Annotated in this window: 17 protein-coding genes; 5 read left to right on the top strand and 12 right to left on the bottom strand. The window is 67.2% G+C overall.

Annotation, left to right across the window (positions count from 1 at the left end):
- Positions 1-82 precede the first annotated feature (82 nt).
- The 9 genes from dxs to ngcE all read right to left on the bottom strand — a co-directional run bounded on the left by dxs (position 83) and on the right by ngcE (position 10932).
- On the bottom strand, positions 83-1996 hold the full coding sequence (gene dxs / locus ACFYXH_RS36975) for a 1-deoxy-D-xylulose-5-phosphate synthase (protein WP_389572724.1): 1914 nt from the start codon (positions 1994-1996) through the stop codon (positions 83-85).
- Positions 1997-2161: 165 nt separating this feature from the next.
- On the bottom strand, positions 2162-3451 hold the full coding sequence (locus ACFYXH_RS36970) for a sugar ABC transporter permease (protein ID WP_389572721.1): 1290 nt from the start codon (positions 3449-3451) through the stop codon (positions 2162-2164).
- The gene (locus ACFYXH_RS36965) at positions 3448-4236 is read right to left on the bottom strand and encodes an ATP-binding cassette domain-containing protein (RefSeq protein WP_389572718.1); all 789 of its coding nucleotides are present in this window, start codon (positions 4234-4236) and stop codon (positions 3448-3450) included. Before ACFYXH_RS36965 ends, ACFYXH_RS36970 begins: the two co-directional genes overlap by 4 nt.
- Before the next feature lie 180 nt (positions 4237-4416).
- Entirely contained in the window at positions 4417-5529 is a 1113-nt protein-coding gene (locus tag ACFYXH_RS36960; protein ID WP_389572715.1) for a substrate-binding domain-containing protein, read from the bottom strand.
- 121 nt (positions 5530-5650) lie between these two features.
- Positions 5651-6850, bottom strand: a complete 1200-nt coding sequence (locus ACFYXH_RS36955) for an ROK family protein (protein WP_389572712.1) — start codon at positions 6848-6850, stop codon at positions 5651-5653.
- 201 nt (positions 6851-7051) lie between these two features.
- Positions 7052-7207, bottom strand: coding sequence for a hypothetical protein (locus ACFYXH_RS36950; protein WP_389572709.1), 156 nt, complete (start codon positions 7205-7207; stop codon positions 7052-7054).
- A gap of 294 nt (positions 7208-7501) precedes the next feature.
- On the bottom strand, positions 7502-8419 hold the full coding sequence (locus ACFYXH_RS36945; protein WP_389572707.1) for a carbohydrate ABC transporter permease: 918 nt from the start codon (positions 8417-8419) through the stop codon (positions 7502-7504).
- A 91-nt stretch (positions 8420-8510) separates the two neighbouring features.
- Positions 8511-9434, bottom strand: a complete 924-nt coding sequence (locus tag ACFYXH_RS36940; RefSeq protein WP_327326651.1) for a sugar ABC transporter permease — start codon at positions 9432-9434, stop codon at positions 8511-8513.
- 49 nt (positions 9435-9483) lie between these two features.
- Positions 9484-10932, bottom strand: coding sequence for an N-acetylglucosamine/diacetylchitobiose ABC transporter substrate-binding protein (gene ngcE / locus ACFYXH_RS36935; RefSeq protein WP_389572702.1), 1449 nt, complete (start codon positions 10930-10932; stop codon positions 9484-9486).
- A 420-nt stretch (positions 10933-11352) separates the two neighbouring features.
- Here ngcE and ACFYXH_RS36930 point away from each other — a divergent pair, with 420 nt between their 5' ends.
- A complete protein-coding gene (locus ACFYXH_RS36930) occupies positions 11353-15186 on the top strand; it encodes a GH92 family glycosyl hydrolase (protein ID WP_389572700.1) in 3834 nt (1277 codons plus the stop codon).
- Positions 15187-15390: 204 nt separating this feature from the next.
- Complete coding sequence (locus tag ACFYXH_RS36925) at positions 15391-16317, top strand: FG-GAP repeat domain-containing protein (protein ID WP_389572697.1); 927 nt, start codon at positions 15391-15393, stop codon at positions 16315-16317.
- Positions 16318-16411: 94 nt separating this feature from the next.
- Here ACFYXH_RS36925 and acnA read toward each other — a convergent pair whose 3' ends face one another.
- The gene (acnA, locus tag ACFYXH_RS36920) at positions 16412-19126 is read right to left on the bottom strand and encodes an aconitate hydratase AcnA (RefSeq protein WP_389572694.1); all 2715 of its coding nucleotides are present in this window, start codon (positions 19124-19126) and stop codon (positions 16412-16414) included.
- A gap of 296 nt (positions 19127-19422) precedes the next feature.
- On the opposite strand from acnA, the gene ACFYXH_RS36915 reads away from it, so the two are divergent.
- The 3 genes from ACFYXH_RS36915 to ACFYXH_RS36905 are packed head-to-tail and all read left to right on the top strand — an operon-like array spanning position 19423 to position 20423.
- The gene (locus tag ACFYXH_RS36915; protein ID WP_389572691.1) at positions 19423-19581 is read left to right on the top strand and encodes a hypothetical protein; all 159 of its coding nucleotides are present in this window, start codon (positions 19423-19425) and stop codon (positions 19579-19581) included.
- 12 nt (positions 19582-19593) lie between these two features.
- Positions 19594-20106 carry a TnsA-like heteromeric transposase endonuclease subunit gene (locus ACFYXH_RS36910; RefSeq protein ID WP_389572859.1) on the top strand — a complete coding sequence of 171 codons (513 nt, stop codon included), beginning with the start codon at positions 19594-19596 and terminating at the stop codon, positions 20104-20106.
- 17 nt (positions 20107-20123) lie between these two features.
- Positions 20124-20423, top strand: coding sequence for a hypothetical protein (locus ACFYXH_RS36905; protein WP_389572689.1), 300 nt, complete (start codon positions 20124-20126; stop codon positions 20421-20423).
- A 221-nt stretch (positions 20424-20644) separates the two neighbouring features.
- On the opposite strand, the gene ACFYXH_RS36900 is transcribed toward ACFYXH_RS36905, so the two are convergent.
- Both ACFYXH_RS36900 and ACFYXH_RS36895 read right to left on the bottom strand, forming a co-directional pair.
- On the bottom strand, positions 20645-21193 hold the full coding sequence (locus ACFYXH_RS36900) for a GNAT family N-acetyltransferase (RefSeq protein WP_389572687.1): 549 nt from the start codon (positions 21191-21193) through the stop codon (positions 20645-20647).
- A 190-nt stretch (positions 21194-21383) separates the two neighbouring features.
- Positions 21384-22364, bottom strand: a complete 981-nt coding sequence (locus ACFYXH_RS36895) for a GNAT family N-acetyltransferase (RefSeq protein WP_389572685.1) — start codon at positions 22362-22364, stop codon at positions 21384-21386.
- Positions 22365-22395: the final 31 nt, after the last annotated feature.

Genomic DNA, 22395 nt, shown 5'->3' with positions numbered 1-22395 from the left:
CTCCGTACGGGTGGATTTCACGCGAATGGGCCGGTCGGACCACCCATACAGGGTGAACCAACCGGCCCTTCGGCGCTACGGGTCAGTCGCGGGCGGGCTCGACCGCCTCGGTTTCGAACCGGCCGTCCAGCCTGGAGACGAGACCGGTGACCTGCCGGGCGATGTCCGGTGCGGTCAGGCCGATCTCCGCCATGACCTCCTTGCGGGAGGCGTGGTCGAGGAAGCGCGGCGGGATGCCGAAGTCGCGCAGCGGTACGTCGACTCCCGCGTCGCGCAGCGCCTGGGCGATCGCTGAACCGACGCCGCCGGCCCGGCTGTTGTCCTCGACCGTGACGACGACGCGGTGCTGTTCGGCGAGCGGCGCGAGCGCCTCGTCGACCGGCTTGACCCAGCGCGGGTCGACGACGGTGGTCGAGATGCCCTGCGCGTCCAGCAGGCCGGCGATCTCCAGACACATCGGCGCGAGCGCGCCGACGGAGACGAGGAGGACATCGGGCCGGTCCGCGTCGGCGTGGCGCAGCACGTCCATGCCGCCGACCTTGCCGACGGCCTTCACGGCCGGGCCGACCGCGCCCTTGGAGAAGCGCACCACGGTCGGCGCGTCGTCGACCTGGACGGCCTCGCGCAGCTGGGCGCGGACCTGGTCGGCGTCGCGCGGAGCCGCGATCCGCAGGCTGGGCACGCACTGCAGGATCGACATGTCCCACATGCCGTTGTGCGAGGCGCCGTCGGTGCCGGTGACGCCCGCACGGTCGAGTACGAACGTCACGCCGCACTTGTGCAGGGCCACGTCCATCAGCACCTGGTCGAAGGCGCGGTTGAGGAAGGTGGCGTACACGGCGAAGACGGGGTGCAGTCCGCCGGTCGCGAGGCCGGCCGCGGAGACCGCGCCGTGCTGCTCCGCGATGCCGACGTCGTAGACCCGGTCGGGGAAGGCCTTGGCGAACTTGTCGAGACCGACCGGCTGCAGCATCGCCGCCGTGATCGCGACGATGTCCGCGCGCTCCTTGCCGAGCTTGACCATTTCCTCGCCGAAGACCGAGGTCCAGTCGACGCCGGAGGAGGCGATCGGCAGTCCGGTGTCGGGGTGGATCTTGCCGACGGCGTGGAAGCGGTCCGCCTCGTCCTGGAGGGCCGGCTGGTAGCCGCGGCCCTTCTCGGTGAGGCAGTGGACGATGACGGGGCCGCCGAAGCGCTTGGCGCGGGCGAGCGCGGACTCCAGGGCCTCGATGTCGTGGCCGTCGATGGGGCCGACGTACTTGAGGCCGAGGTCCTCGAACATGCCCTGCGGGGCGATGAAGTCCTTGAGGCCCTTCTTGGCGCCGTGCAGGGTCTCGTAGAGCGGCTTCCCGACGACGGGGGTGCGCTCCAGGATGTCCTTGCCGCGAGCCAGGAAACGCTCATAGCCGTCGGTCGTACGGAGCGTGGCGAGATGGTTGGCGAGGCCGCCGATGGTGGGGGCGTACGAGCGCTCGTTGTCGTTGACGACGATCACCAGCGGGCGGTCCTTGGCGGCCGCGATGTTGTTCAGCGCCTCCCAGGCCATACCGCCGGTGAGCGCTCCGTCGCCGATGACGGCGACGACGTGGTCGTCCTTCCTCAGTACCTCGTTGGCCTTGGCGAGGCCGTCGGCCCAGCCGAGCACGGTCGAGGCGTGGGAGTTCTCGATGATGTCGTGCTCGGACTCGGCACGCGCCGGGTAGCCGGAAAGGCCGCCCTTCATCTTGAGCTTGGAGAAGTCCTGACGGCCTGTGAGCAGCTTGTGTACGTAGCTCTGGTGGCCGGTGTCGAAGAGAACCTTGTCCTTCGGAGAGTCGAAGACACGGTGCAGAGCGATGGTCAGCTCCACGACGCCGAGGTTGGGACCGAGGTGCCCACCGGTCTTGGAGACTGCGTCCACGAGGAAGGTCCGGATCTCGGCAGCCAGCTGCTCCAGCTGCTCCGGGCTGAGCCGATCCAGATCGCGCGGTCCCGTGATGCGGGTCAGCAGCGCCACCCGTGCCTCCTTGCAGTTGTGCGGTCTAGCTTGCCGGTCCGTCGAGTCTAGTGTTCCGTCCGCGACGCCGGTCGCCGGGCGGTGCGATGTACATCACGCAGTCGGGTGAACACACAGAGGTGCCCGGCACCGCGAACGGTGCCGGGCACTTCTGCGGAGCCGCGGTCAGGCGCGGCCCGCGGTCTTCTGCGTCTTCCGGGTGACGGAGTCGATCACCACGGTGGCCAGCAGAACTCCACCCGTGATCATGTACTGAATCGGGGTGGCGATGCCCTGCAGCGACAGTCCGTACTGGATCGAGACGATCACCATGACACCGAGCAGCGCGTTCCAGGTCCTGCCGCGTCCACCGAACAGGCTGGTACCGCCGATGACGGCCGCCGCGATGACGTTCATCAGGAGATCACCGGCGCCGGCGCTCTGGTTGGCGGCGGCGATCTTGGAGGCCCAGAACAGTCCGCCGATGGCGGCGAAGGTGCCCGCGATCGCGAAGACCGAGATACGCACCGCCGTGACGTTGATACCGGCACGCCGGGAGGCCTCGACGCTGCCGCCGAGCGCGAAGATCTTGCGGCCGTACGTGGTGCGGCGGAGCACGAAGTCCGTCAGCACCAGGACCACCAGGAAGAGGACCAGCGCCAGCGGCAGGCCGCGGTACTGGTTGAACATCACCGCGGCGGCGAAGGCGATCACGCCGAGCAACACCGTGCGGAGCACGATGTCGCCGAGCGGCCGGGACGGGACGCCCGCGGCCTCACGGCGGCGGTTGTCGACGAATGCCGACAGGAAGAACCCGGCCACTGCGACCGCGGCGAGACCGTAGGCGGCGGCCACGTCCGAGAAGTAGTACGTGGTCAGCTTGCCGACCACTCCCTCGCCGTCCAGGTTGATGGTGCCCTGGTCGCCGAGCAGCTGGAGCATGAAGCCCAGCCAGAAGAGCAGACCGGCCAGCGTCACGGCGAATGCGGGTGCGCCGATCCTGGCGAAGAAGAAGCCGTGGAGCGCGCCGATGGCCGCGCCGCTGGCGATCGCGACGATCACCGCCAGCCACTCGTTCATCCCGTGGGTGACGCTCAGTACGGCGACGACGGCTCCGGACACACCGCTGACCGAACCGACCGACAGGTCGATCTCACCGAGCAGCAGTACGAAGATGATGCCGACGGCCATCATGCCGGTGGCGACCATCGCGACGGAGATGTCGCTGAGGTTCTTCGCGGAGAGGAAGTTCGAGTTCAGGCTCTGGAAGACCGCGCAGATGACGATCAGGCCGATGACGACGGGGATGGACCCGAGGTCGCCGGCGTGGAGCTTGCGCTTGAACTCCGTGATGTAGCCGGCGAAGCCCTGCTCGCGGACCAGCAGCCGTGGGTCGACCGCGGTGACCGCGTCGTGGGCGGCCTCCGGGTTCACGACCGGCGCGTCGGTGGGGGTGGAGGTCTTTTCGGTGTTCACTTCTGAACCTCCGTGGTGCGCGCCGCACGACGGGTCACGGCGTTGTCCGTGGCGCCGGTGATGGCGGAGATGATCTCTTCCTGGGAGGTGGTCTTGACCTCGAAGACGCCGTTGTTACGGCCGAGGCGCAGCACTGCCACCTTGTCGGCGACGGCCTTCACATCGGCCATGTTGTGGCTGATGAGGATCACCGCGTGACCGCGCTCGCGGAGCCGCTCGACGAGGTCGAGGACCTGCGCGGTCTGCTCGACGCCGAGGGCCGCGGTCGGCTCGTCGAGGATGACGAGCTTCGGCTCACCGAGCATCGAGCGGGCGATGGCCACGGTCTGCCGCTGGCCTCCGGAGAGCGAGGCGATCGGGATACGCACGCTGGGGATGCGGATCGACAGCGTGTTGAGGAGCTCGCGGGCGCGGCGCTCCATCTCGACCTCGTTGAGGATGCCCCGCTTGCGGAGCTCGCGGCCGAGGTAGAGGTTGCCGACGACGTCGATGTTGTCGCAGAGCGCGAGGTCCTGGTAGACGGTCGCGATACCGAGATTCTGGGCGTCGTGCGGCTTGTTGATGTGAACGGTGCTGCCGTCCCACTCGATGACGCCCTCATCGATGGGATGCACGCCGGCGATCGTCTTGACCAGCGTGGACTTTCCGGCGCCGTTGTCGCCCACCAGGGCGACCACTTCACCGGCGTGGACCTCAAGCTCTACGTCGGTGAGCGCCTGAACGGCACCGAATCGCTTGGAGACCCCGCGCAACGCCAACACGGGCGTAGCGGACACGTGAACCATCTCCTTCGCCGCCTGACCGGCGGGGATGCCGCGCCGAGGGAACAGGCGCGGAGGTTGAGCAGAAGCGAACAGAGGGAAGAAGCGTTTCTGCCCGGTGCCCCGCCCCGATAGCGGGGGCTGGAGTGGGGCGGGACACCGGACAGGCTTCGTGGGTGCGTAAGTCCCGTAACGCTTGGGGACTTACTTCAGACCGAGTGCGTCGCAGGCGGCCTTGTACTTCGGGGTGCAGATCTCGGCGACGGTGTAGACGCCGTCCTTCACGACGGTGTCCTTGATGTTGTCCTTGGTCAGCGAGACGACCGGGACGAGCACCGCCGGGATGCCCTTGGTGGTCGGGCTGTCCGTCTTGGACTTGGCGATGGAGTCGAGCTTCTCGCCCTTGGCGAGCGCGACGGCCATCTCGGCGGCGGCGGCAGCCTCGGGCGCGTACGGCTTGTAGACGCTCATGAACTGCTCACCCGCGACGATGCGCTGCACGCCCGCGAGCTCGGCGTCCTGGCCGGTGACCGGGGGGAGCTTGGCGAGGCCGGCAGCCTTCAGAGCGGTGATGATGCCGCCCGCCATGCCGTCGTTGGCCGAGTAGACACCGATGATCTTGTCCTTGCCGAGAGCCGTGATCGCCGCCTCCATGTTGGCGTTGGCGTTCTCCGGCTTCCACTCCTTGGTGTCGTACTCGCGGCCGACGTTCACCTTGCCGTCGAGCTCGGCCTTGGCACCCTTCTTGAACAGGGCGGCGTTCGGGTCGGTGATCGCGCCGTTCATCATCACGATCTGGCCGTCCTTGGCCTTGGCTCCGAGAGCCCCGAGGAGCGCCTTGCCCTGGACGTGGCCGACCTGCTCGTTGTCGAACGAGGTGTATCCGTCGATCGGCCCCTCGGCGAGACGGTCGAAGGCGACGACCGGAATGCCTTCGTCCTTGGCCTTCTTGACGGAGCCGGCTATGGCCTTGGAGTCCACCGAGTCGACGATCAGCGCGTCGACCTTGTTGGTGATCATCGTGTCGACCTGCTGGTTCTGCAGCGTCGCGTCCTGCTTGGCGTTCGCGTAGACGACCTTGGCCTTGCCGTTGGTCAGCTCGCTGATCTTCTTCTCGATGAGCGGCTTGTCGAACTTCTCGTAGCGCGCGGTCTGGTTCTCCGGCAGGAGCAGACCGATCGTGATCGCGTCGCCCTTGGCGGCGCCGCTCTCCTTGGTCTTGTCGCCCGACTCCTTGGCGCTGCCACAAGCGGCGAGGGACACAGCCATCGTGGTCGCGGCTACGGCTACGGCGGCACGACGCATACGCATGTTCATCTTCGGAACCTCCCTGACGAGGCCGCGTCGCTGCGGCCGAGGTGGCTGGAAGTCAACTCGGCCGTTAGGCCGACGTCAAGGAGTAAATCCTTAACGAGATGACAACGGTGCCATTCATTCTCTAAGTGAAGGCAGGTGCCCCGACGGGGAGCGAACTGTCCAGAAGGGTCGAATCGCCCATTTCGCTGAGCACGAGGGCCAGGGCGCCCAGCACTTCCGCCCGGCCTCCGAGCGCCCCCGGAAGGACGGACAGCTGGCGTGCCGCGCTGGGAATCGCGTATCGGGAGACCGACTCTCGAATCGGTCCGAGAACCAATTCTCCCGCTTCGGCAAGATTTCCGCCCAGCACAACGCGGCTGGGGTTGAGCAGGTTGCAGAGGTTCGCCACACCGCTGCCGATGTGGCGGCCGACGTCCGCGATGACCCGGCGGCAGCCGGGGTCGCCCTCGCGGGCCAGCTGGACCACGCGCTCCATGGTCAGATCGGCCCCGTGGCTGGACTGGAGCAGCGGCAGGACGTACCGGGCGGCGGCGAAGGTCTCCAGGCAGCCGCGGTTGCCGCAGCGGCAGACCGGGCCGGACTCGTCCAGCGTGATGTGGCCGATCTCGCCGGCCGTACCGCCCGGGCCGCGGTAGATCTGGCCGTCTATCACCAGACCGGCGCCGACACCGCTGGCGACCTTGATGTACGCGAGATCCCGGACCCCGCGGCCGCTGCCCCAGACCAGCTCGCCGAGCGCTCCGAGGTTCGCGTCGTTGTCGACGTAGACGGGCACGCCGAGCCGCCCCGAGAGCTCCTCGCTCGGGTTGATGCCGGTCCAGCCCGGCAGGATCGAGGTGGAGCCGAGGGTGCCGGACTCCACATCGATCGGCCCGGGTACGCCGAGCCCGACGCCGATCACCTTGTCCTGGCCGATCCCGGTCGCCGCGATCAGCCGGTTGACCAGCTGTTCCGCCCGGTCGAAGCCCTCTGCGGACGAGGCGTCGACGTCGAGCGGCTCGGACTCCTCGGCGAGCACCTGGTGGGCGAGGTTGCCGACGGCGACCCGCAGATGGGTGTGCCCGAAGTCGACGCCGATGACGATGCCCGCGTCGCCGCTGAGCGAGACGCTGCGGGCCCGGCGGCCGCCCGCGGACGTGGGTGTGACCTCAACGGTCCCGCCGTCTTTCAGTTCGCGAACGATATTGGAGACCGTCGCCGCGGAGAGGCCTGTGCCTCTCGCGATCTCCGCCTGCGTGAGCGAGCCCGCCATGCGTACGGCACGCACGACCCGCTCGAGGTTGGCCCGGTGCAGAGATGTCTGCGATCCCGGAGTCTCCATCGACTCATCCACTCCTGCCCCCGGTGGGCGGCACGACGACCGCCCCCGGCCGGGACCACCGTGCGGCGAGCCCGACGTTTCTCCAACTTGTGAACCCTAAGCACAACTCCCGAGCCTTATCGCGTCAAGACCTTGAGCGGCGCCAACCACGGATGAGCACGCAGGAGCGAATCCGGAGGGAAAGGGGGCGCGGGGGCGGATTCAGCAGATGTAGACCTCCGGCACCGCAAGGCGCGGGCGACCACGGCCGTGATCGCGGACGCGACCGACCGCGACCGCGACCGCGATCACGGCGACGATCACGACGGCAAGGGCGCCGACCAGCAGACGGCCGGAAGATAGGCGACTTTCAGCCACGTCGAGATCGCCTCGTGACGTCAGCGGCGGAGCTCCGCGGTCCGGGCCCCGGAACATCCGTCCCGAAAGACCGGGCCGGATGTTTCTCGTACAGAAGGTGGAGTCAGGAACCGGCGTGCGCCGGAAGCCCGGCCGGGAGCCAGTCGTCCTCAGCCCGCCCCGGCACACAGCGCTTCGCCCGCACAGCGGCCGCTGCCCGGCCGACGGGGACGCATCCCCGTCCGGGACCGGGCCGCGGCATACGGGCTCCGCTGTCGCGGACCGCGAACGCCATTCGCTGCCATTACTCGACCGCTACTTGACCGCGCCCGCCGTCAGGCCCGCCACCACCTGCCGCTGGAAGATGATGTACGCCGCGAGCACCGGCAGCATCGCCATCACCAGACCGGCGAAGAGGCCGGACCAGTCGCCCTTGTAGCCCTGGCTGACGGCCAGCTCCACCAGACCCTGCGAGAGCACCTTCTTGTCCGGGTCGGTGTTCAGCACGGTCGGAAGCATGTACTGATTCCACTGCCCGAGGAAGTTGAAGATGCCGACGCTGATCAGTCCGGGCCTGGCCATCGGCAGCATGACCTGGAAGAAGGCCCGGGTGTGCGAAGCCCCGTCGATCATGGCCGCCTCGGCGACCGAGGTCGGCAGCGTACGGAAGAACGCGGTCAGGAAGAACACCGTGAACGGCAGCGAATACGCGATGTAGACCAGGATCAGGCCGTGCAGCGTGTTCAGCAGTGCGATGTTGTTCAGTACAAAGAAGAGCGGCACCAGCGCCAGCATGATCGGGAAGCTCATTCCTCCGATGAAGAGGAAGTAGATGAAGCGGTTCCCCGGGAAGTCGAAGCGCGCGAGGACATACGCGGCCATCGAGCCGAACAGCAAGGTGCCGACCAGCGAACCGCCCACCACCAGAACGGTGTTGAGGAAGTAGTCGCTCATGTGCGCCTGGCTCCAGGCCCGCGACCAGTTCTCGAAGTGCAGCGAGTCGGGCAGTGACCACGGCGAAGTGAAGATCGCCTTGTCGCTCTTGAAGGAGGTCATCACCGACCAGAGCAGCGGCATGATGACCATGATCGCCCAGATGACGAGCACACCGTGCGAGAAGAGATTGAGGACACCGCCCTCACTGCTCTTCAACTTGGCGGGCGCGGCGTTCGTCTTCGCCACCGGCGGGCGCTCCTGGGAGGCGCCGGCGGGCGGGGCGTCAGTGGTTTTCACCGGGATTCACCTCGTGCTGTCATGCCGGCCACCGCGACCGAGCTGCTTTTCTGCCGGGGGTCCGGGGGGTGTCCCCCGGGAAGACACAGCATCAGAACTCCAGCCGCTCACGCCTGCCCAGCTTCATCACGAGGGCTGCGAAAGCCAGCGTGACGACGAGCAGGGCGACACCGATCGTGGTCGCATATGCCGCCTGGCCGTCCCGGAACGCGGTCTGGTAGACGTACAGCGTGAGAACCGTGGTCGAGTAGTCGGGTCCGCCGGGCCCCACGGTCATGATCTGGACGACCGCGAAGGACTCCGCGCCCAGAGCCAGGATTCCCATGTAGACCCAGCCCGACTGCACGGTGTCCCACAGGAGCGGCAGGGTGATACGGAAGAAGGTGGTGAACCGGTTCGCGCCGTCCAGCAGCGCCGCCTCGTAGAAGTCCTTGGGGATGGACGCCATCCCCGCCGAGAACAGGACGACGAAGAAGCCGACCGTGCTCCACACCAGGACCGCCATGACACACCAGAGCGCCAGGTCGGGGTCGCCCAGCCACTGCGGCTGTACGTCGTCGAGGCCGACGGCCTGCAACGCCCCGTTGATCGCACCGTCGTTGGGGTTGTACGCGAATTGGAACAGCAGGGCGACGATCGCGATCGACAGCACCTGCGGGAAGAAGTACGCGATCTTGTAGAAGGACGAACCGCGCACACCGGCGATGGCGGCGCCCTTTCGGCGCCGCCCGCCGACATTGAGCATAAAGGCGAAGAACAGCGCAAGGCCGATCGTCACCAGCGGCAGCAGCAGCGCGAACCACAGGCTGTGCTGCAGCGACTTCCAGAAGACGTCGTCGTCCAGCATTCGACTGTAATTGTCGAAGCCAACCATTTTGAAGTCCGGGCTCAGGCCTGTCCAGTCCGTGAACGAGTAGTAGATGGACTGGATGAACGGCCAGATGACGAAGATTGTGTACAACGCCAAGGGGGCCGCCAAGAACCCCACAATGAACCGGTACTTGCCGTGCTGCATGGTTACCGACCCCGATCTTCCGGCGAGTGCCGCCGCTGGTGACGCCTGCTCACTGGTGCCTGTAGTGCTTGATCGACTGGTCCTTGGCCGCCGCGTCGGCGAAGCCCTGGATCTTCTTGATGGTTTCCGCGGGGGTCGCGCGGCCGGCCATCATCTCGCCGAGACCGGCGACGCCGATCTGCTCCTTCTGGAGCTTCACGTACCAGTCCTGAAGACGTGGGTTGACGACATTGTCACCGGCCTTCTTCAGCGCGTCGACGCCGGACTGCATCGCCGTCGACAGGGTGAGGCCGTCGGTGCCGCCGTTGAACGCGGTCAGCGACTTCACCTGCTGGGTGAAGCTCTTCGACGAGGCCTCGCTGAGCATGATGCGCAGCTGCTCCATGCCACCCTCGGCGTTCTTCGCCTTCGCCGGGACGACGAAGGGCTCACCGCCCGAGGCCCAGATGGTGCCGAACGGCAGCTTGTCGGACTTGTCGAGGCTGGAGGGCGCGGCCACCATCATCTTGAAGTCCTTGGGCGTGGTCTTCGCCGCCTCGTTCTCCACCCAGGAGCCGTTGGGGATGAAGAGCGCCTTGCCCTGGGTCCAGGCCGTCTGGGACTGGATGTGGTCGATGCCGGGCGTGCCCTTGAGGATGTAGCCCTTCTTGTAGAGCTCGTAGTACGCCTCGAACGCGGCCTTGACGGCAGGGTGCTCCCAGGCCTTCGGCTCCAGGTTGTCGATCGCGTCGAGGACCTCGCGGCCACCGATCTTGGCGATGAAGGGGTACAGCGAGAACGGCAGGTAGTACGGGTACTTGCCCGCGTAGGTCCAGCCGGCGATGCCCTTCTTCTTCGCCTTCTCGCACAGGGCGAGCATGTCGTCCCAGGTCTCCGGGTACGTGGCGTCGAGCTTCTCCAGCGCGGTCTGGGAGTACCACACGCCGTACACGGTGTAGGCGTAGTAGAGGATCCAGACCGGGTCGCCGTCGAACTGACCCATCTCGACGATGCCCGGGCGCAGGGTGTCGCGCACCTTCTTGTTCGGGTCGTCGATGGACGGAGCGTCCAGCAGCGGAGTGAGGTCGGCGAGCTGCTTCTTGCCCACCAGGACGCCCATGTCCATCTGCTGGGCGCCGGAGTTGTCGATCAGGTCCGGCGGGGTTCCACCGTTGAAGCGCGGCTGCAGCTCGGACTGGATCTTCTGCGTCGCACGGTGCTTGACCTTGGGGGCCTTCGGGAAGGCCTCCTGGTACTTCTTCTCGGCGTCCAGGGCGTACTGCTGGCCGAAACCACCGTCGAAAATGACGACCTCGAGCTGCGCCGTCTCATTGACGCTGAGCGGATTCTTGGCAGTCTTCTTGCCCTTGTCGACCTTCTTGCCGCCGCCGCTGTCACTGCTCGCACAGGCGGACAGGAAGCTCATCGTCGGAACGGCGATCAGGCCGAGTGCGGCAGACCGCTTGATCAGATCGCGACGGCCAAGGCCCTCATTGTTGTGGGCGGAGGTGGATCCCATGCTCAAGTCCTCGCCTTCTCCAGGACTCAGGCGGTGTACCGGTCACCCGTTCGTATTCGCCTAGGCGAAGGGCCCCGCCACCGCGGTCAGTTGCGCTTGGGTCGTGCAGGGTTGGGCATGAGGGACGGGCGGAATACCGGCAGGTGTAGTACTGAGGCATCCGCCATCCCCCGTCCCCCGTGTCCGCCGCCGAGCGACTGTGCCAAGGCTATGCAGACGCCGACAGGTATAGTCCACTTCCCGCCAGCTGGGCAAGATCGAATGCAGGTTTGAGCGGCAGTCTTTCCCGAGTTGAGACCTCGCGGATATCCCGGATATTCAACACCCTTGACACCACCGCACACTTGCCTCCCTACTGGATCCTGCGGATCGCGCCTGACAACGTTGTCCAACACTTTTCCACGGGAGGAAAAGATCAGGATGCAGCCCAGAACCGGACCTCGGCACAGACACGCCCATACGGCCGCGGTGGTGCTGGCCGCATCACTTCTCGTGGTGACGGCCCAGTCGGCCGCCATCGCCCGGCCCGCCCAACCCGCCGGACTCGACGGGGAGTTCCGCTCCTCCTTCGAAGCGGACGAACCCCAGCCGGACTGGCGTAATACCGTTGATATCGGAGCGGACGGACAGAAACGGGCAGAAGGAGTCGATGGCGGATTCGCCAGTGGAATTCCGGGCAACGTCACCGACAAGGTAATAGAACTGCGTGCCAGCGACGAAAACTCCGGCGCAGGCGAGACCAAGGAGAATCTGGTCGATCTCCAGCCGGGCACCAAATGGCTGGGATTCGAGCCCACCGCCTGGATCGAGTTCGACGCGGATGCGCCGGTCAAGGTCGTCACCTATGCGCTGACATCGGCGAACGACCACGCCGAGCGCGACCCCAGGGACTGGACCCTGAAGGGCTCCACCGACGGCAAGGCGTGGAAGGTCCTGGACACCCGCGAGGGCCAGACCTTTGAAAAGCGCTTCGAGACCAAGACGTACGACATCGCCGATCCGGCGAACGTGACGGCGTACGCGCACTATCGCCTGGAGATCACCAAGAACAACGGCGCCTCCGATGCCACCCAGCTCGCCGATGTCCAGTTCTCCAACGGCGACACCAGCACGCCCGCGCCGGTCGATATGCGCACCCAGGTCGACCGCGGTCCCGGCGGCTCCCCCACCGCCAAGGCGAATGCCGGATTCACCGGCAAGCGGGCTCTGAAGTACGCCGGTACCCACAAGCCGGACGGCCGGGCCTACTCGTACAACAAGGTCTTCGACGTCAACACGGCCGTACGCCGTGACACCGAACTCTCGTACCGGATCTTCCCGTCCCTGCCGGAGACGGATCTCAACTACCCGGCCACGAATGTGTCGGTGGATCTTGCCTTCACCGACGGCACCTATCTGAGTGATCTGAAGGCCACCGACTCCCACGGCGGGCTGCTGACCCCGCAGGGCCAGGGCGCCGCCAAGCGGCTCTACGTCAACCAGTGGAACCAGGTCGCGTCCAGGATCGGCACGGTCGCGGCCGGCAAGACGGTCGACCGGATCCTGGTGGCGTACGACTCCCCCAAGGGCCCGGCGAAGTTCCAGGGCTGGATCGACGACATCGCCCTGGCGTCCAAGGCTCCGGAGAAGCGGCTTGCCCACCTTTCGGACTACGCCTCGACCCTCCGCGGCACCAACTCCAGCGGCTCTTTCTCGCGCGGCAACACCTTCCCCGCCACCGCCGTCCCGCATGGCTTCAACTTCTGGACTCCGGCGACGAACTCCGCGTCCAAGAGCTGGGTGTACGAGTACGCGCGCGGCAACAACGCGGACAATCTGCCGACCGTGCAGGCCTTCAGCGCCAGCCATGAGCCGAGCCCATGGATGGGTGACCGGCAGACCTTCCAGCTGATGCCGTCCGCGGCCGCCGGCACCCCGGACACCGACCGGGTCAAGCGCGCCCTCCCCTTCCGCCACGAGAAGGAGACCGCGCGTCCGCACTACTACGGCGTCACGTTCGAGAACGGCCTCAAGGCGGAGCTGGCCCCGACCGATCACGCGGCGATGATGCGGTTCACCTATCCCGGTGACGATGCGAGCGTCATCTTCGACAACGTCACCAAGGAAGGCGGCCTGACCCTCGATCCGGGCACCAGCTCCTTCACCGGTTTCTCGGATGTCAAGAGCGGGCTGTCCACGGGCGCCACCCGGCTTTTCGTGTACGGCGTCTTCGACGCGCCGGTCACCGCGTCGGGCGCCGACGGCGTCACCGGCCATCTCCGCTTCGCGGCGGGCACGGACCGCACGGTCAATCTGCGCCTGGCCACGTCACTGATCAGTGTCGACCAGGCGAAGAAGAACCTCGCCGACGAGATTCCGGCCGGCACCCGCTTCGATCGGGTGAAGGAGCGCGCGCAGGACGCCTGGGACGATCTGCTCGGCAGGGTCGAGGTCGAGGGCGCCAACCGGGACCAGCTCACCACGCTCTACTCCAGCCTGTACCGGCTATACCTCTATCCCAACTCCGGGTTCGAGAACACCGGCACCACGTCCCGTCCCAAGCAGCAGTACGCGAGCCCGTTCTCGCCGATGACGGGCCCCGACACGCCGACCCGTACCGGCGCGAAGATCGTCGATGGCAGGGTCTATGTCAACAACGGCTTCTGGGACACCTACCGGACGACCTGGCCCGCATACTCCTTCCTCACTCCGAAGAAGGCGGGCGAGCTGGTGGACGGCTTCGTCCAGCAGTACAAGGACGGCGGCTGGATCTCCCGCTGGTCCTCGCCGGGCTATGCCGACCTGATGACCGGCACCAGCTCGGACGTGGCCTTCGCCGACGCGTACGTCAAGGGCGTTGACTTCGACGCCGAGGCTGCGTACGAGGCGGCGCTGAAGAACGCGACCGTGGTACCGCCCAGCTCGGGCGTCGGCCGCAAGGGCATGGAGACCTCACCGTTCCTCGGCTACGCCTCCACCGACACGCATGAGGGCCTGTCCTGGTCGCTGGAGGGCTACCTCAACGACTACGGCCTGTCGAAGATGGGCCAGGCCCTCTACAAGAAGACCAAGAACGCCCGCTACAAGGAGGAGTCCGCGTACTTCCTCAACCGGGCCCGTAACTACGTCACGCTCTTCGACTCCAAGGCCGGCTTCTTCCAGGGCCGTGATCCCAAGGGCGACTGGCGGGTTCCGTCCGACCAGTACGACCCGCGGGTGTGGGGCTATGACTACACCGAGACAAACGGTTACGGATACGCGTTCACCGCACCTCAGGACTCGCGCGGTCTGGCCAACCTCTACGGCGGACGCTCCGGTCTCGGCAAGAAGCTCGACACCTACTTCTCCACCCCGGAGACGGCCTCGCCCGAGTTCGTCGGCTCCTACGGCAGCGTCATCCATGAGATGACGGAGGCCCGTGACGTACGGATGGGCATGTACGGCCACTCCAACCAGGTCGCGCACCACGTCACATACATGTACAACGCCGCCTCGCAGCCCTGGAAAACCCAGGAGAAGGTGCGCGAGGTGCTCTCCCGCCTCTACACCGGCAGCGAGATCGGACAGGGCTACCACGGCGACGAGGACAACGGCGAGCAGTCCGCCTGGTATCTCTTCTCCGCGCTCGGCTTCTATCCGCTGGTGATGGGCAGTGGCGAGTACGCGATCGGGTCGCCGCTCTTCACCAAGGCGACCGTCCATCTGGAGAACGGCCGCGACCTGGTGGTCAAGGCCCCGAAGAACAGCGCGCAGAACATCTATGTCCAGGGCCTGAAGGTGAACGGCAGGACCTGGAACTCCACGGCTCTGCCGCACGATCTGATCGCGCGGGGCGGCACGCTGGAGTTCGCGATGGGCCCGAAGCCGTCCTCCTGGGGTACGGGCAAGAACGCCGCCCCGGTCTCCATCACCCAGGACGACAAGGTGCCGTCGCCGCGCCACGATGTGATCGCGGCGGACGGTCCGCTCTTCGACAACTCCTCCGCGACTCAGTCGTCGTTCCAGTCGGCGGAGCTGCCGGTGGCTTCGAGGACCCGCGCGGTGCAGTACACCCTCACCTCGGCCACGAAGGACAAGGCCCCGGCGGGCTGGGTGCTGCAGGGTTCGAATGACGGGACGGCCTGGCAGGACCTGGACAGGCGGACGGGTCAGACCTTCGCCTGGGACAGGCAGACCCGGGTCTTCACCGTCGGGAACCCTGGTGCGTACTCGAAGTACCGCCTTGTGGCGGCAGGTACGGCGGCGACGCTCGCGGAGGTCGAGCTGCTCTCCTGACGTATCGGGTTCGTCACACATCGCCACAGGCCCGCACCCGGTCCCACCGGGTGCGGGCCCTTTTGTCCCCTACCGGGCCCGCTACGGACCCACTCATTCCCCTTCAAATCGATTGACTCGTAAGGATGTTGTGCAACGATCATGAAGATCCCGCGATGACCACCTGAGGTATATCGCGCCTCATCACACACATGGAGTACATACGTGGCCAATCTTCCCGGCCGTAAGCGCGGACGTGTGCTGTCGCGTCTCGCCGTCGCAGCCATAGCCGCTGCCCTGGTCGGCACCTCCGCCGGAGCGGCCGTGGCCGACACCCCGGCTCCTCAGCCGCTGAAGGGCGTCGACGTCAGCCGCCTGCTTGCGGCGCCGTCGAACGCGCCCGCCGCGGCACAGGCCGCCGCCGCCCCGGTCTACCTGCTCTGGGCGGTGGACAAGAAGTCCGACGCCTACCTCTACGGCCCCAACGGGAAGGGCAGCTTCGCCGCCCGCAGCTACGTCTCGAGCGGCTGGGGCCCGGTCAAGAACGTGGCCTCGATGGACCTCAATGCGGACGGCGAGTACGACGGCGTCTGGAGCTGGGACACCGCCGGCAACGTCTTCTTTGCCAACGACACGAGCAGCCGCCAGGTGGGCAAGGGTTGGAACATCTACAACCAGGTCCTGTCGCCGGGCAACCTCGGCGGTACCGTGCAGGACGACATCCTCGCCCGGGACAACGCCGGTGTGCTCTGGCTCTACAAGGGCAACAGCAACGGCACGGTCACCGCGCGGGTGAAGGTCGGTCCCGGCTGGAACGCCTACTCGCACATCACCGGCAAGGCCGACCTGTCCGGCGACGGCCGCACGGACATCCTCGCCAAGGACAAGACCGGCGCGCTGTGGCTCTACAAGGGCACAGGCAACGCCGCCGCGCCCTTCTCGGCCCGCACCAAGGTCGGCGCCGGCTGGAACATCTACAACAAGGTCATCGCCAACGGTGACCTGAACCTGGACGGCCTGGCGGACGTCGTCGTGCGCGACGCCGCGGGCGCGCTGTGGATGTACAAGGGCAGCGGCAAGGCCACCGCCCCGTTCAACACCCCTCGCGTCAAGGTCGGCGCGGGCTTCAACATCTACCCCAAGCTGTTCTGATCCGGCAGCTGTCGGCACCGTAGCCCACACGGAAGGGCCGCACCCCCGTCACCGGGGATGCGGCCCTTTTGCTGCCTACGCCGTACTGCCGTGCCTACTTGCGGATCAGGTTCCGCAGCACGTACTGCATGATGCCGCCGTTGCGGTAGTAGTCCGCCTCACCCGGGGTGTCGATACGGACGACCGCGTCGAACTCCACACCGGTGTCGGTGGTGACCTTGACCGTGCGCGGCGTGGTGCCGTTGTTCAGCTCGGTCACACCGGTGAAGGAGAAGGTCTCCTCGCCGGTCAGACCGAGGGTCTGCGCGGAAGCGCCCTCCGGGAACTGCAGCGGCAGGACGCCCATGCCGATGAGGTTCGAGCGGTGGATGCGCTCGTACGACTCGGCGATGACGGCCTTGACGCCGAGCAGCGCGGTGCCCTTGGCGGCCCAGTCGCGGGACGAGCCGGAGCCATACTCCTTGCCCGCCAGGATCGCCAGCGGGGTGCCGGCGGCCTGGTAGTTCTGCGAGGCGTCGTAGATGAACGACACCGGAGCGCCGTCCTGGGTGAAGTCGCGGGTGTAGCCGCCTTCGGTGCCCGGCGCGATCTGGTTGCGCAGCCGGATGTTGGCGAACGTGCCGCGGATCATGACCTCGTGGTTGCCTCGGCGCGAGCCGTAGGAGTTGAAGTCGCGGCGCTCGACGCCGTGCTCCGTGAGGTACTTGCCGGCCGGGGTGTCGGCCTTGATGGCACCGGCCGGGGAGATGTGGTCGGTGGTGACCGAGTCGCCGAGCTTGGCGAGCACCCGAGCGCCGGTGATGTTCTCGACCGGGGTGGTCTCCATCGTCATGCCCTCGAAGTACGGGGGCTTGCGCACGTAGGTGGACTGCGGGTCCCACTCGAAGGTGTTGCCGGTCGGGATCGGCAGAGCCTGCCACTGGGCGTCGCCCGCGAAGACGTCCTGGTAGGACTTGTTGAACATGTCCTCGCCGATGGAGTTGGCGACGACCTCGTTGACCTCGGCCTCGGTCGGCCAGATGTCCTCGAGGAAGACCGGCTTGCCGTCCTGGTCGATGCCGAGCGCGTCCTTGGTGATGTCCACCTTCATGGAGCCGGCGAGGGCGTACGCGACGACCAGCGGCGGGGAGGCCAGGTAGTTCATCTTGACGTCGGGGTTGATCCGGCCCTCGAAGTTGCGGTTGCCGGAGAGCACCGACGTCACGGCCAGGTCGTGGTCGTTGACGGCCTTGGAGACCTCGTCCGGCAGCGGGCCGGAGTTGCCGATGCAGGTGGTGCAGCCGTAGCCGACGAGGTTGAAGCCGACCTTGTCGAGGTACGGGGTCAGGCCCGCCTTGTCGAAGTAGTCGGTGACGACCTTGGAGCCCGGGGCGAGGGTGGTCTTGACCCACGGCTTGCGGGTCAGGCCCTTCTCCACGGCCTTCTTCGCGACGAGCGCGGCGGCGACCATGACGTACGGGTTCGAGGTGTTGGTGCAGGAGGTGATCGCGGCGACGGTGACGGCGCCGTGGTCGATCTCGTACGTCGAGCCGTCGGGGGCGGTGACCGTGGTCGGGCGGGTCGGGACGCCGTTGTGCTCGGCCGGCGCGTCGGAGGCCGGGAAGGACTCCTTGCCCGCCTCGTCGTCGTCCTCGACGTAGTTGCGGACGTCCTGGGCGAACTGCTGGGCGGCGTTGGCGAGGACGATACGGTCCTGCGGGCGCTTCGGGCCGGCGATCGACGGGACGACCGTGGAGAGGTCCAGCTCCAGCTTCTCGGAGAAGTCGGGCTCGGCAGCCGGGTCGAGCCAGAGGCCCTGCTCCTTGGCGTACGCCTCGACCAGCGCGACCTGCTGCTCGTCGCGGCCTGTCAGGCGCAGGTACTTCAGGGTCTCGTCGTCGATCGGGAAGATCGCGGCGGTGGAGCCGAACTCCGGCGACATGTTGCCGATGGTGGCGCGGTTGGCGAGCGAGGTGGCGGCGACACCCTCACCGTAGAACTCGACGAACTTGCCGACGACGCCGTGCTTGCGCAGCATCTCGGTGATCGTGAGCACCAGGTCGGTGGCGGTGGTGCCGGGCTTCAGCTCACCGGTCAGCTTGAAGCCGACGACGCGCGGAATGAGCATCGAGACCGGCTGGCCGAGCATCGCGGCCTCGGCCTCGATGCCGCCGACGCCCCAGCCCAGCACACCGAGGCCGTTGACCATGGTGGTGTGCGAGTCGGTGCCGACAAGAGTGTCGGGGTACGCCTGGCCGCCCCGGACCATGACCGTACGCGCAAGGTGCTCGATGTTGACCTGGTGGACGATGCCGGTGCCGGGCGGGACGACCTTGAACTCGTCGAAGGCGGTCTGGCCCCAGCGCAGGAACTGGTAACGCTCCTTGTTGCGGCCGTACTCCAGCTCCACGTTCTGCGCGAAGGAGTCCTTCGTACCGAACTTGTCGGCGATCACGGAGTGGTCGATGACCAGCTCGGCGGGCGCGAGCGGGTTGATCTTCGCCGGGTCGCCGCCGAGCTCCTTCACGGCCTCACGCATGGTGGCGAGGTCCACGACACAGGGCACACCGGTGAAGTCCTGCATGATCACGCGGGCCGGCGTGAACTGGATCTCCTGGCTGGGCTGCGCCTGGGAGTCCCAGCCGCCGAGCGCCCGGATGTGGTCGGCGGTGATGTTCGCGCCGTCCTCAGTGCGGAGAAGGTTCTCCAGCAGCACCTTCAGGCTGTAAGGGAGGCGCGCGGAGCCCTCGACCTTGTCCAGCTTGAAGATCTCGTACGACTCGTCGCCCACGCGCAGCGTGCTGCGGGCGTCGAAGCTGTTCGCCGACACGACAGTCTCCTTCATCAATGTGCGCGTACCTACCACAATGCTGCCGCCACGGCTCCTCGCCGATCCGCTAAGGTAAGGCTTAGTTAGGTAACCCTTATCGATTGGCGGCCGCGGTACGCCTTCGGCAGATATCTCGATGTCGAGATAACTCTAGTACATGACCGCTGCCGGGTCATGCCCGGACCTCGTGACCGCTGTCATCCAATCGAGGCGTTTGACAGCGAACCCAGTCGTTTCGGCTTTCTTGCCAGCGAACCTAGTCGTACGAGGTGACGCGCTGGGGGTGATGAGTGGTCGTGCCGGTCGGGGTGGATCTTGCGGAGCCGTACGTCGAGCTGTTCGAGGACGTGGCCGCCGTACGGCCGTTTCGCTGGTCGCGCGGTGAGCGTCACTTCTCCGGCTGGTACTGGGCGGCGACGACCGGGCGGCACGTCGGGTTCGAATCGTGGCTGTAGCGGCACCGGCTTCTGCTGATGAACTTCGATCCCGAAGTGGTGGGGATCGCCTCGCAGCCGTTCTGGCTGCACTGGCACGACGGCGAGCGGGAGCGTCGGCACGCTCCGGACTACTTCGTACGCCGCACGGACGGCTCGGCGGTGGTCGTCGACGTCCGCGCCGATGAACGGATCGAGCCGAAGGACGCGAAGGCGTTCGAGGTCACCCGCCTGGCCTGCGGCCAGGCGGGATGGGGCTTCGAGCGGGTCGGGATGCCGGAGGCGGTGCTGCTGGCGAATGTCCGGTGGCTGTCGCGCTACCGGCACCCGCGGTGCCTGCACGGACCGGTCGCGGACCGGCTCCGGGCAACGCTCCCGGCCCCGGTCCCGCTGATGGTCGGGGCCGATGCTGCCGGCGACCGGCTTGAGACGCTGCCTGCCTTGTTCCATCTCCTCCGGCTCCAGGAAGTGGCCGCCGAGGGACTGTCGGTCGCGCTGCTGGGGCCGTCCACCATCGTGCGCCTGGCGGACGGAGGCGGCCGGTGACAGGGAAAGGGCGACGGGTGCCTCCGACGAGCAGGATCGCGGAATTCCCGGAGAACGCCGCTGAACAGGCCCGCTGGTGGGAGAGGCACATTCTGGAGGTTCTGGACGGCTTGCCGCCGGATGCTCCTGCGGGGACGGCGGCACGGCCGGAGTTCGACCCAGATCGAAACTCGCTGGCTCAGCGGGAGCGGGCCAAGGCTGCCGAGCTGACGGCGGCCGGGCACGCGATGACGGCCAGCGGCGTCAAGCAGCGGCGCGAGCGCTACCGGCGCGACGGGCTGGTATTCGCCCGGCGCGCAGGCGGGCACCTCTTCTAGACACGATGCAACCGCCTTCCCGAGGAGTCGAACGGGGCCATTCGGGCCTCGACAGCGACCTCATCAAGGACATCCGAACCATGGTGGATGAGGGCCTCGGGCCCAAACAGATTTGGCTGAGGCTCCTGGACGACTACGAGGTCTCCGTGTCCTACTCGCTGCTTTGCTACTTCGTCCGTTGGCACTGTCCTCGAAGATCACCGGGCACCCCCAGTCCAAGCTCAACCGGACGGCGTGACCGGAGACCACACGCCCATCCACTGCTCGGCGTCCCACTCCTCGAACCGTTGCACCTCGGTGAACCCCAGCTTCGCCGCGAGGCGCATCGAGCGGTCGTTGGCAGTCTGGGTGCAGAGCACCACCGGCTCGCCGGGAAGCGCGTCGGCGAACCAGCCGAGCGCCGCCGCGCACGCCTCGGCGGCATACCCGCGTCCCCACGCCTCCGGCAGGAACACATAGCCGAGCTCGGCCTCCCCGGCATCCGGACGGACGTGCCCCGGACGCTCCGCGTCGCGCCGATCGAGCGTGATCGTGCCGATCATCGCTCCGTCGAGATCGATTACGAAAAGGCCAGGGCGCCGCCCGGGCAGTTCCGGCACCGCGCGTTCGAGCTCGTCACGGGGTCGAGCGCCACCGAGGTAGGTGCGCACCTCCGGCGAGGCGAACAACTCGATGAACGCCGCACGGTCCCGAGCCTCGGACTCGCGGAGCACGAGCCTTTCGGTCCTGATTGGGGCAGGTGGCCATGCGACGGGCCCTAACTCAGTCATGCCGGGGAACCTATCGCACGCCCATGAGCGTGATCCGAAAGAGAAGGCGCAGGCCAGGGTGGCTCTGTCCATGAGAAGGGACAGCACTTCGACAGTGGTCCGGGAGGTGTCTGGCCGTCGGCGCCGACGCGGAATGTTCACGGGTTCGGGCAGCACCGGGCCTTCCTCGCGGGCCGAGTGTGGCGGGGTCTCAGCGCCAGTCGTCGATCACGTAGGCGTCGGGGTGGCTGTAGCAGGGTTCGTTGGGCCTGTGCATGGTCACGCCCTGCAACCAGGTGCGGAAACCGCGGTCGACCATTCGACGGTAGGCATCCGGGCGGCCCAGGTTCATCCCGGCGTCCAGTTGACCCAGTCCGCGCTCGGCGGCCAGCTGCTCGCACGCGCCAAGCAGTCGTTCGAACCGGTCGGCCGCCTCCGGGCCAGGGCGCACGGCGCCGAACTTGACGAAGCACACGTCCTCGCCGGCCTCCGACCCGGCTCCGCAGTGGCAGACGGCCAGGCCATCGAGCTCGGAGCCGGCGCCCTGGAGCAGGATGGTGTCACCGAGCCCCTGCGCGTGCGTGGCCACGATCTCGCGTTCCAGGCTCAGGCCCTCGTACACGGCCCCGGTCAGTGCGCGACAGAGGCTCAGGGCGTCGGGCTGCTCGGCGGCGGGCAGCCGGCCGTACAGCACTCGGCCGGGGACTGCGGCACTGCCTGCGACCTGCTTCTTCATGATGGCTGTGAGGAATCGGGGCCAGAAACCGTACCGGCGGTAGAGCTCAAGGTGCTTGGGACTGTGCGAGAAGGTGAACAGGCCCAGGTGGCGGTTCTCCCAGGTGTCGAAGCAGTCCATGACCGGCTCCATGAGGCGCCTGCCGACGCCCTGGTCCCACAGGTCCGGACGCACGGTCAGCGGACCGAAGTACCCGACGCTGCCCCAGTTGACGGCGAAGTTCGATCCGGCGACTTCGCCCTCGACCGTCGCTGCGAAGGCCGCCTGTGGATCGGCCGCCCAGCGAGTACGGACGTAGTCGGCGGTCCCAAAGAACGTCTTCGGCTCAGGAGCCCCGAGGAACGTCCCGAAGGCGACCCTGAAGATCTCGTCGGCCCGATCCAGGTCCGCCTCACCCAGCGGGCGGACCGACACAGGGCCCGTGCCACTCTTGCGCTCCCCTGCCGGTGGGGCCATCGCTCTCTCCTTCCCGACCCCCTGTTTCATC

It is taken from the genome of Streptomyces sp. NPDC002730, assembly GCF_042888805.1.
Classification (GTDB): Bacteria; Actinomycetota; Actinomycetes; order Streptomycetales; family Streptomycetaceae; genus Streptomyces.
The sequence above is the reverse complement of the archived record's forward strand: the minus strand, read 5'-3'. Positions and strand labels throughout refer to the sequence as shown.

What these genes read in the sequence shown, in the direction of transcription:
- ACFYXH_RS36965 (WP_389572718.1), bottom strand. Translation starts at nt 4,236, where the DNA reads ATGGTTCACGTGTCCGCTACGCCCGTGTTGGCGTTGCGCGGGGTCTCC.
- ACFYXH_RS36960 (WP_389572715.1), bottom strand. Translation starts at nt 5,529, where the DNA reads ATGAACATGCGTATGCGTCGTGCCGCCGTAGCCGTAGCCGCGACCACG.
- ACFYXH_RS36955 (WP_389572712.1), bottom strand. Translation starts at nt 6,850, where the DNA reads ATGGAGACTCCGGGATCGCAGACATCTCTGCACCGGGCCAACCTCGAG.
- ACFYXH_RS36940 (WP_327326651.1), bottom strand. Translation starts at nt 9,434, where the DNA reads ATGCAGCACGGCAAGTACCGGTTCATTGTGGGGTTCTTGGCGGCCCCC.
- ngcE (WP_389572702.1), bottom strand. Translation starts at nt 10,932, where the DNA reads ATGGGATCCACCTCCGCCCACAACAATGAGGGCCTTGGCCGTCGCGAT.
- ACFYXH_RS36930 (WP_389572700.1), top strand. Translation starts at nt 11,353, where the DNA reads ATGCAGCCCAGAACCGGACCTCGGCACAGACACGCCCATACGGCCGCG.
- ACFYXH_RS36900 (WP_389572687.1), bottom strand. Translation starts at nt 21,193, where the DNA reads ATGACTGAGTTAGGGCCCGTCGCATGGCCACCTGCCCCAATCAGGACC.
- ACFYXH_RS36895 (WP_389572685.1), bottom strand. Translation starts at nt 22,364, where the DNA reads ATGGCCCCACCGGCAGGGGAGCGCAAGAGTGGCACGGGCCCTGTGTCG.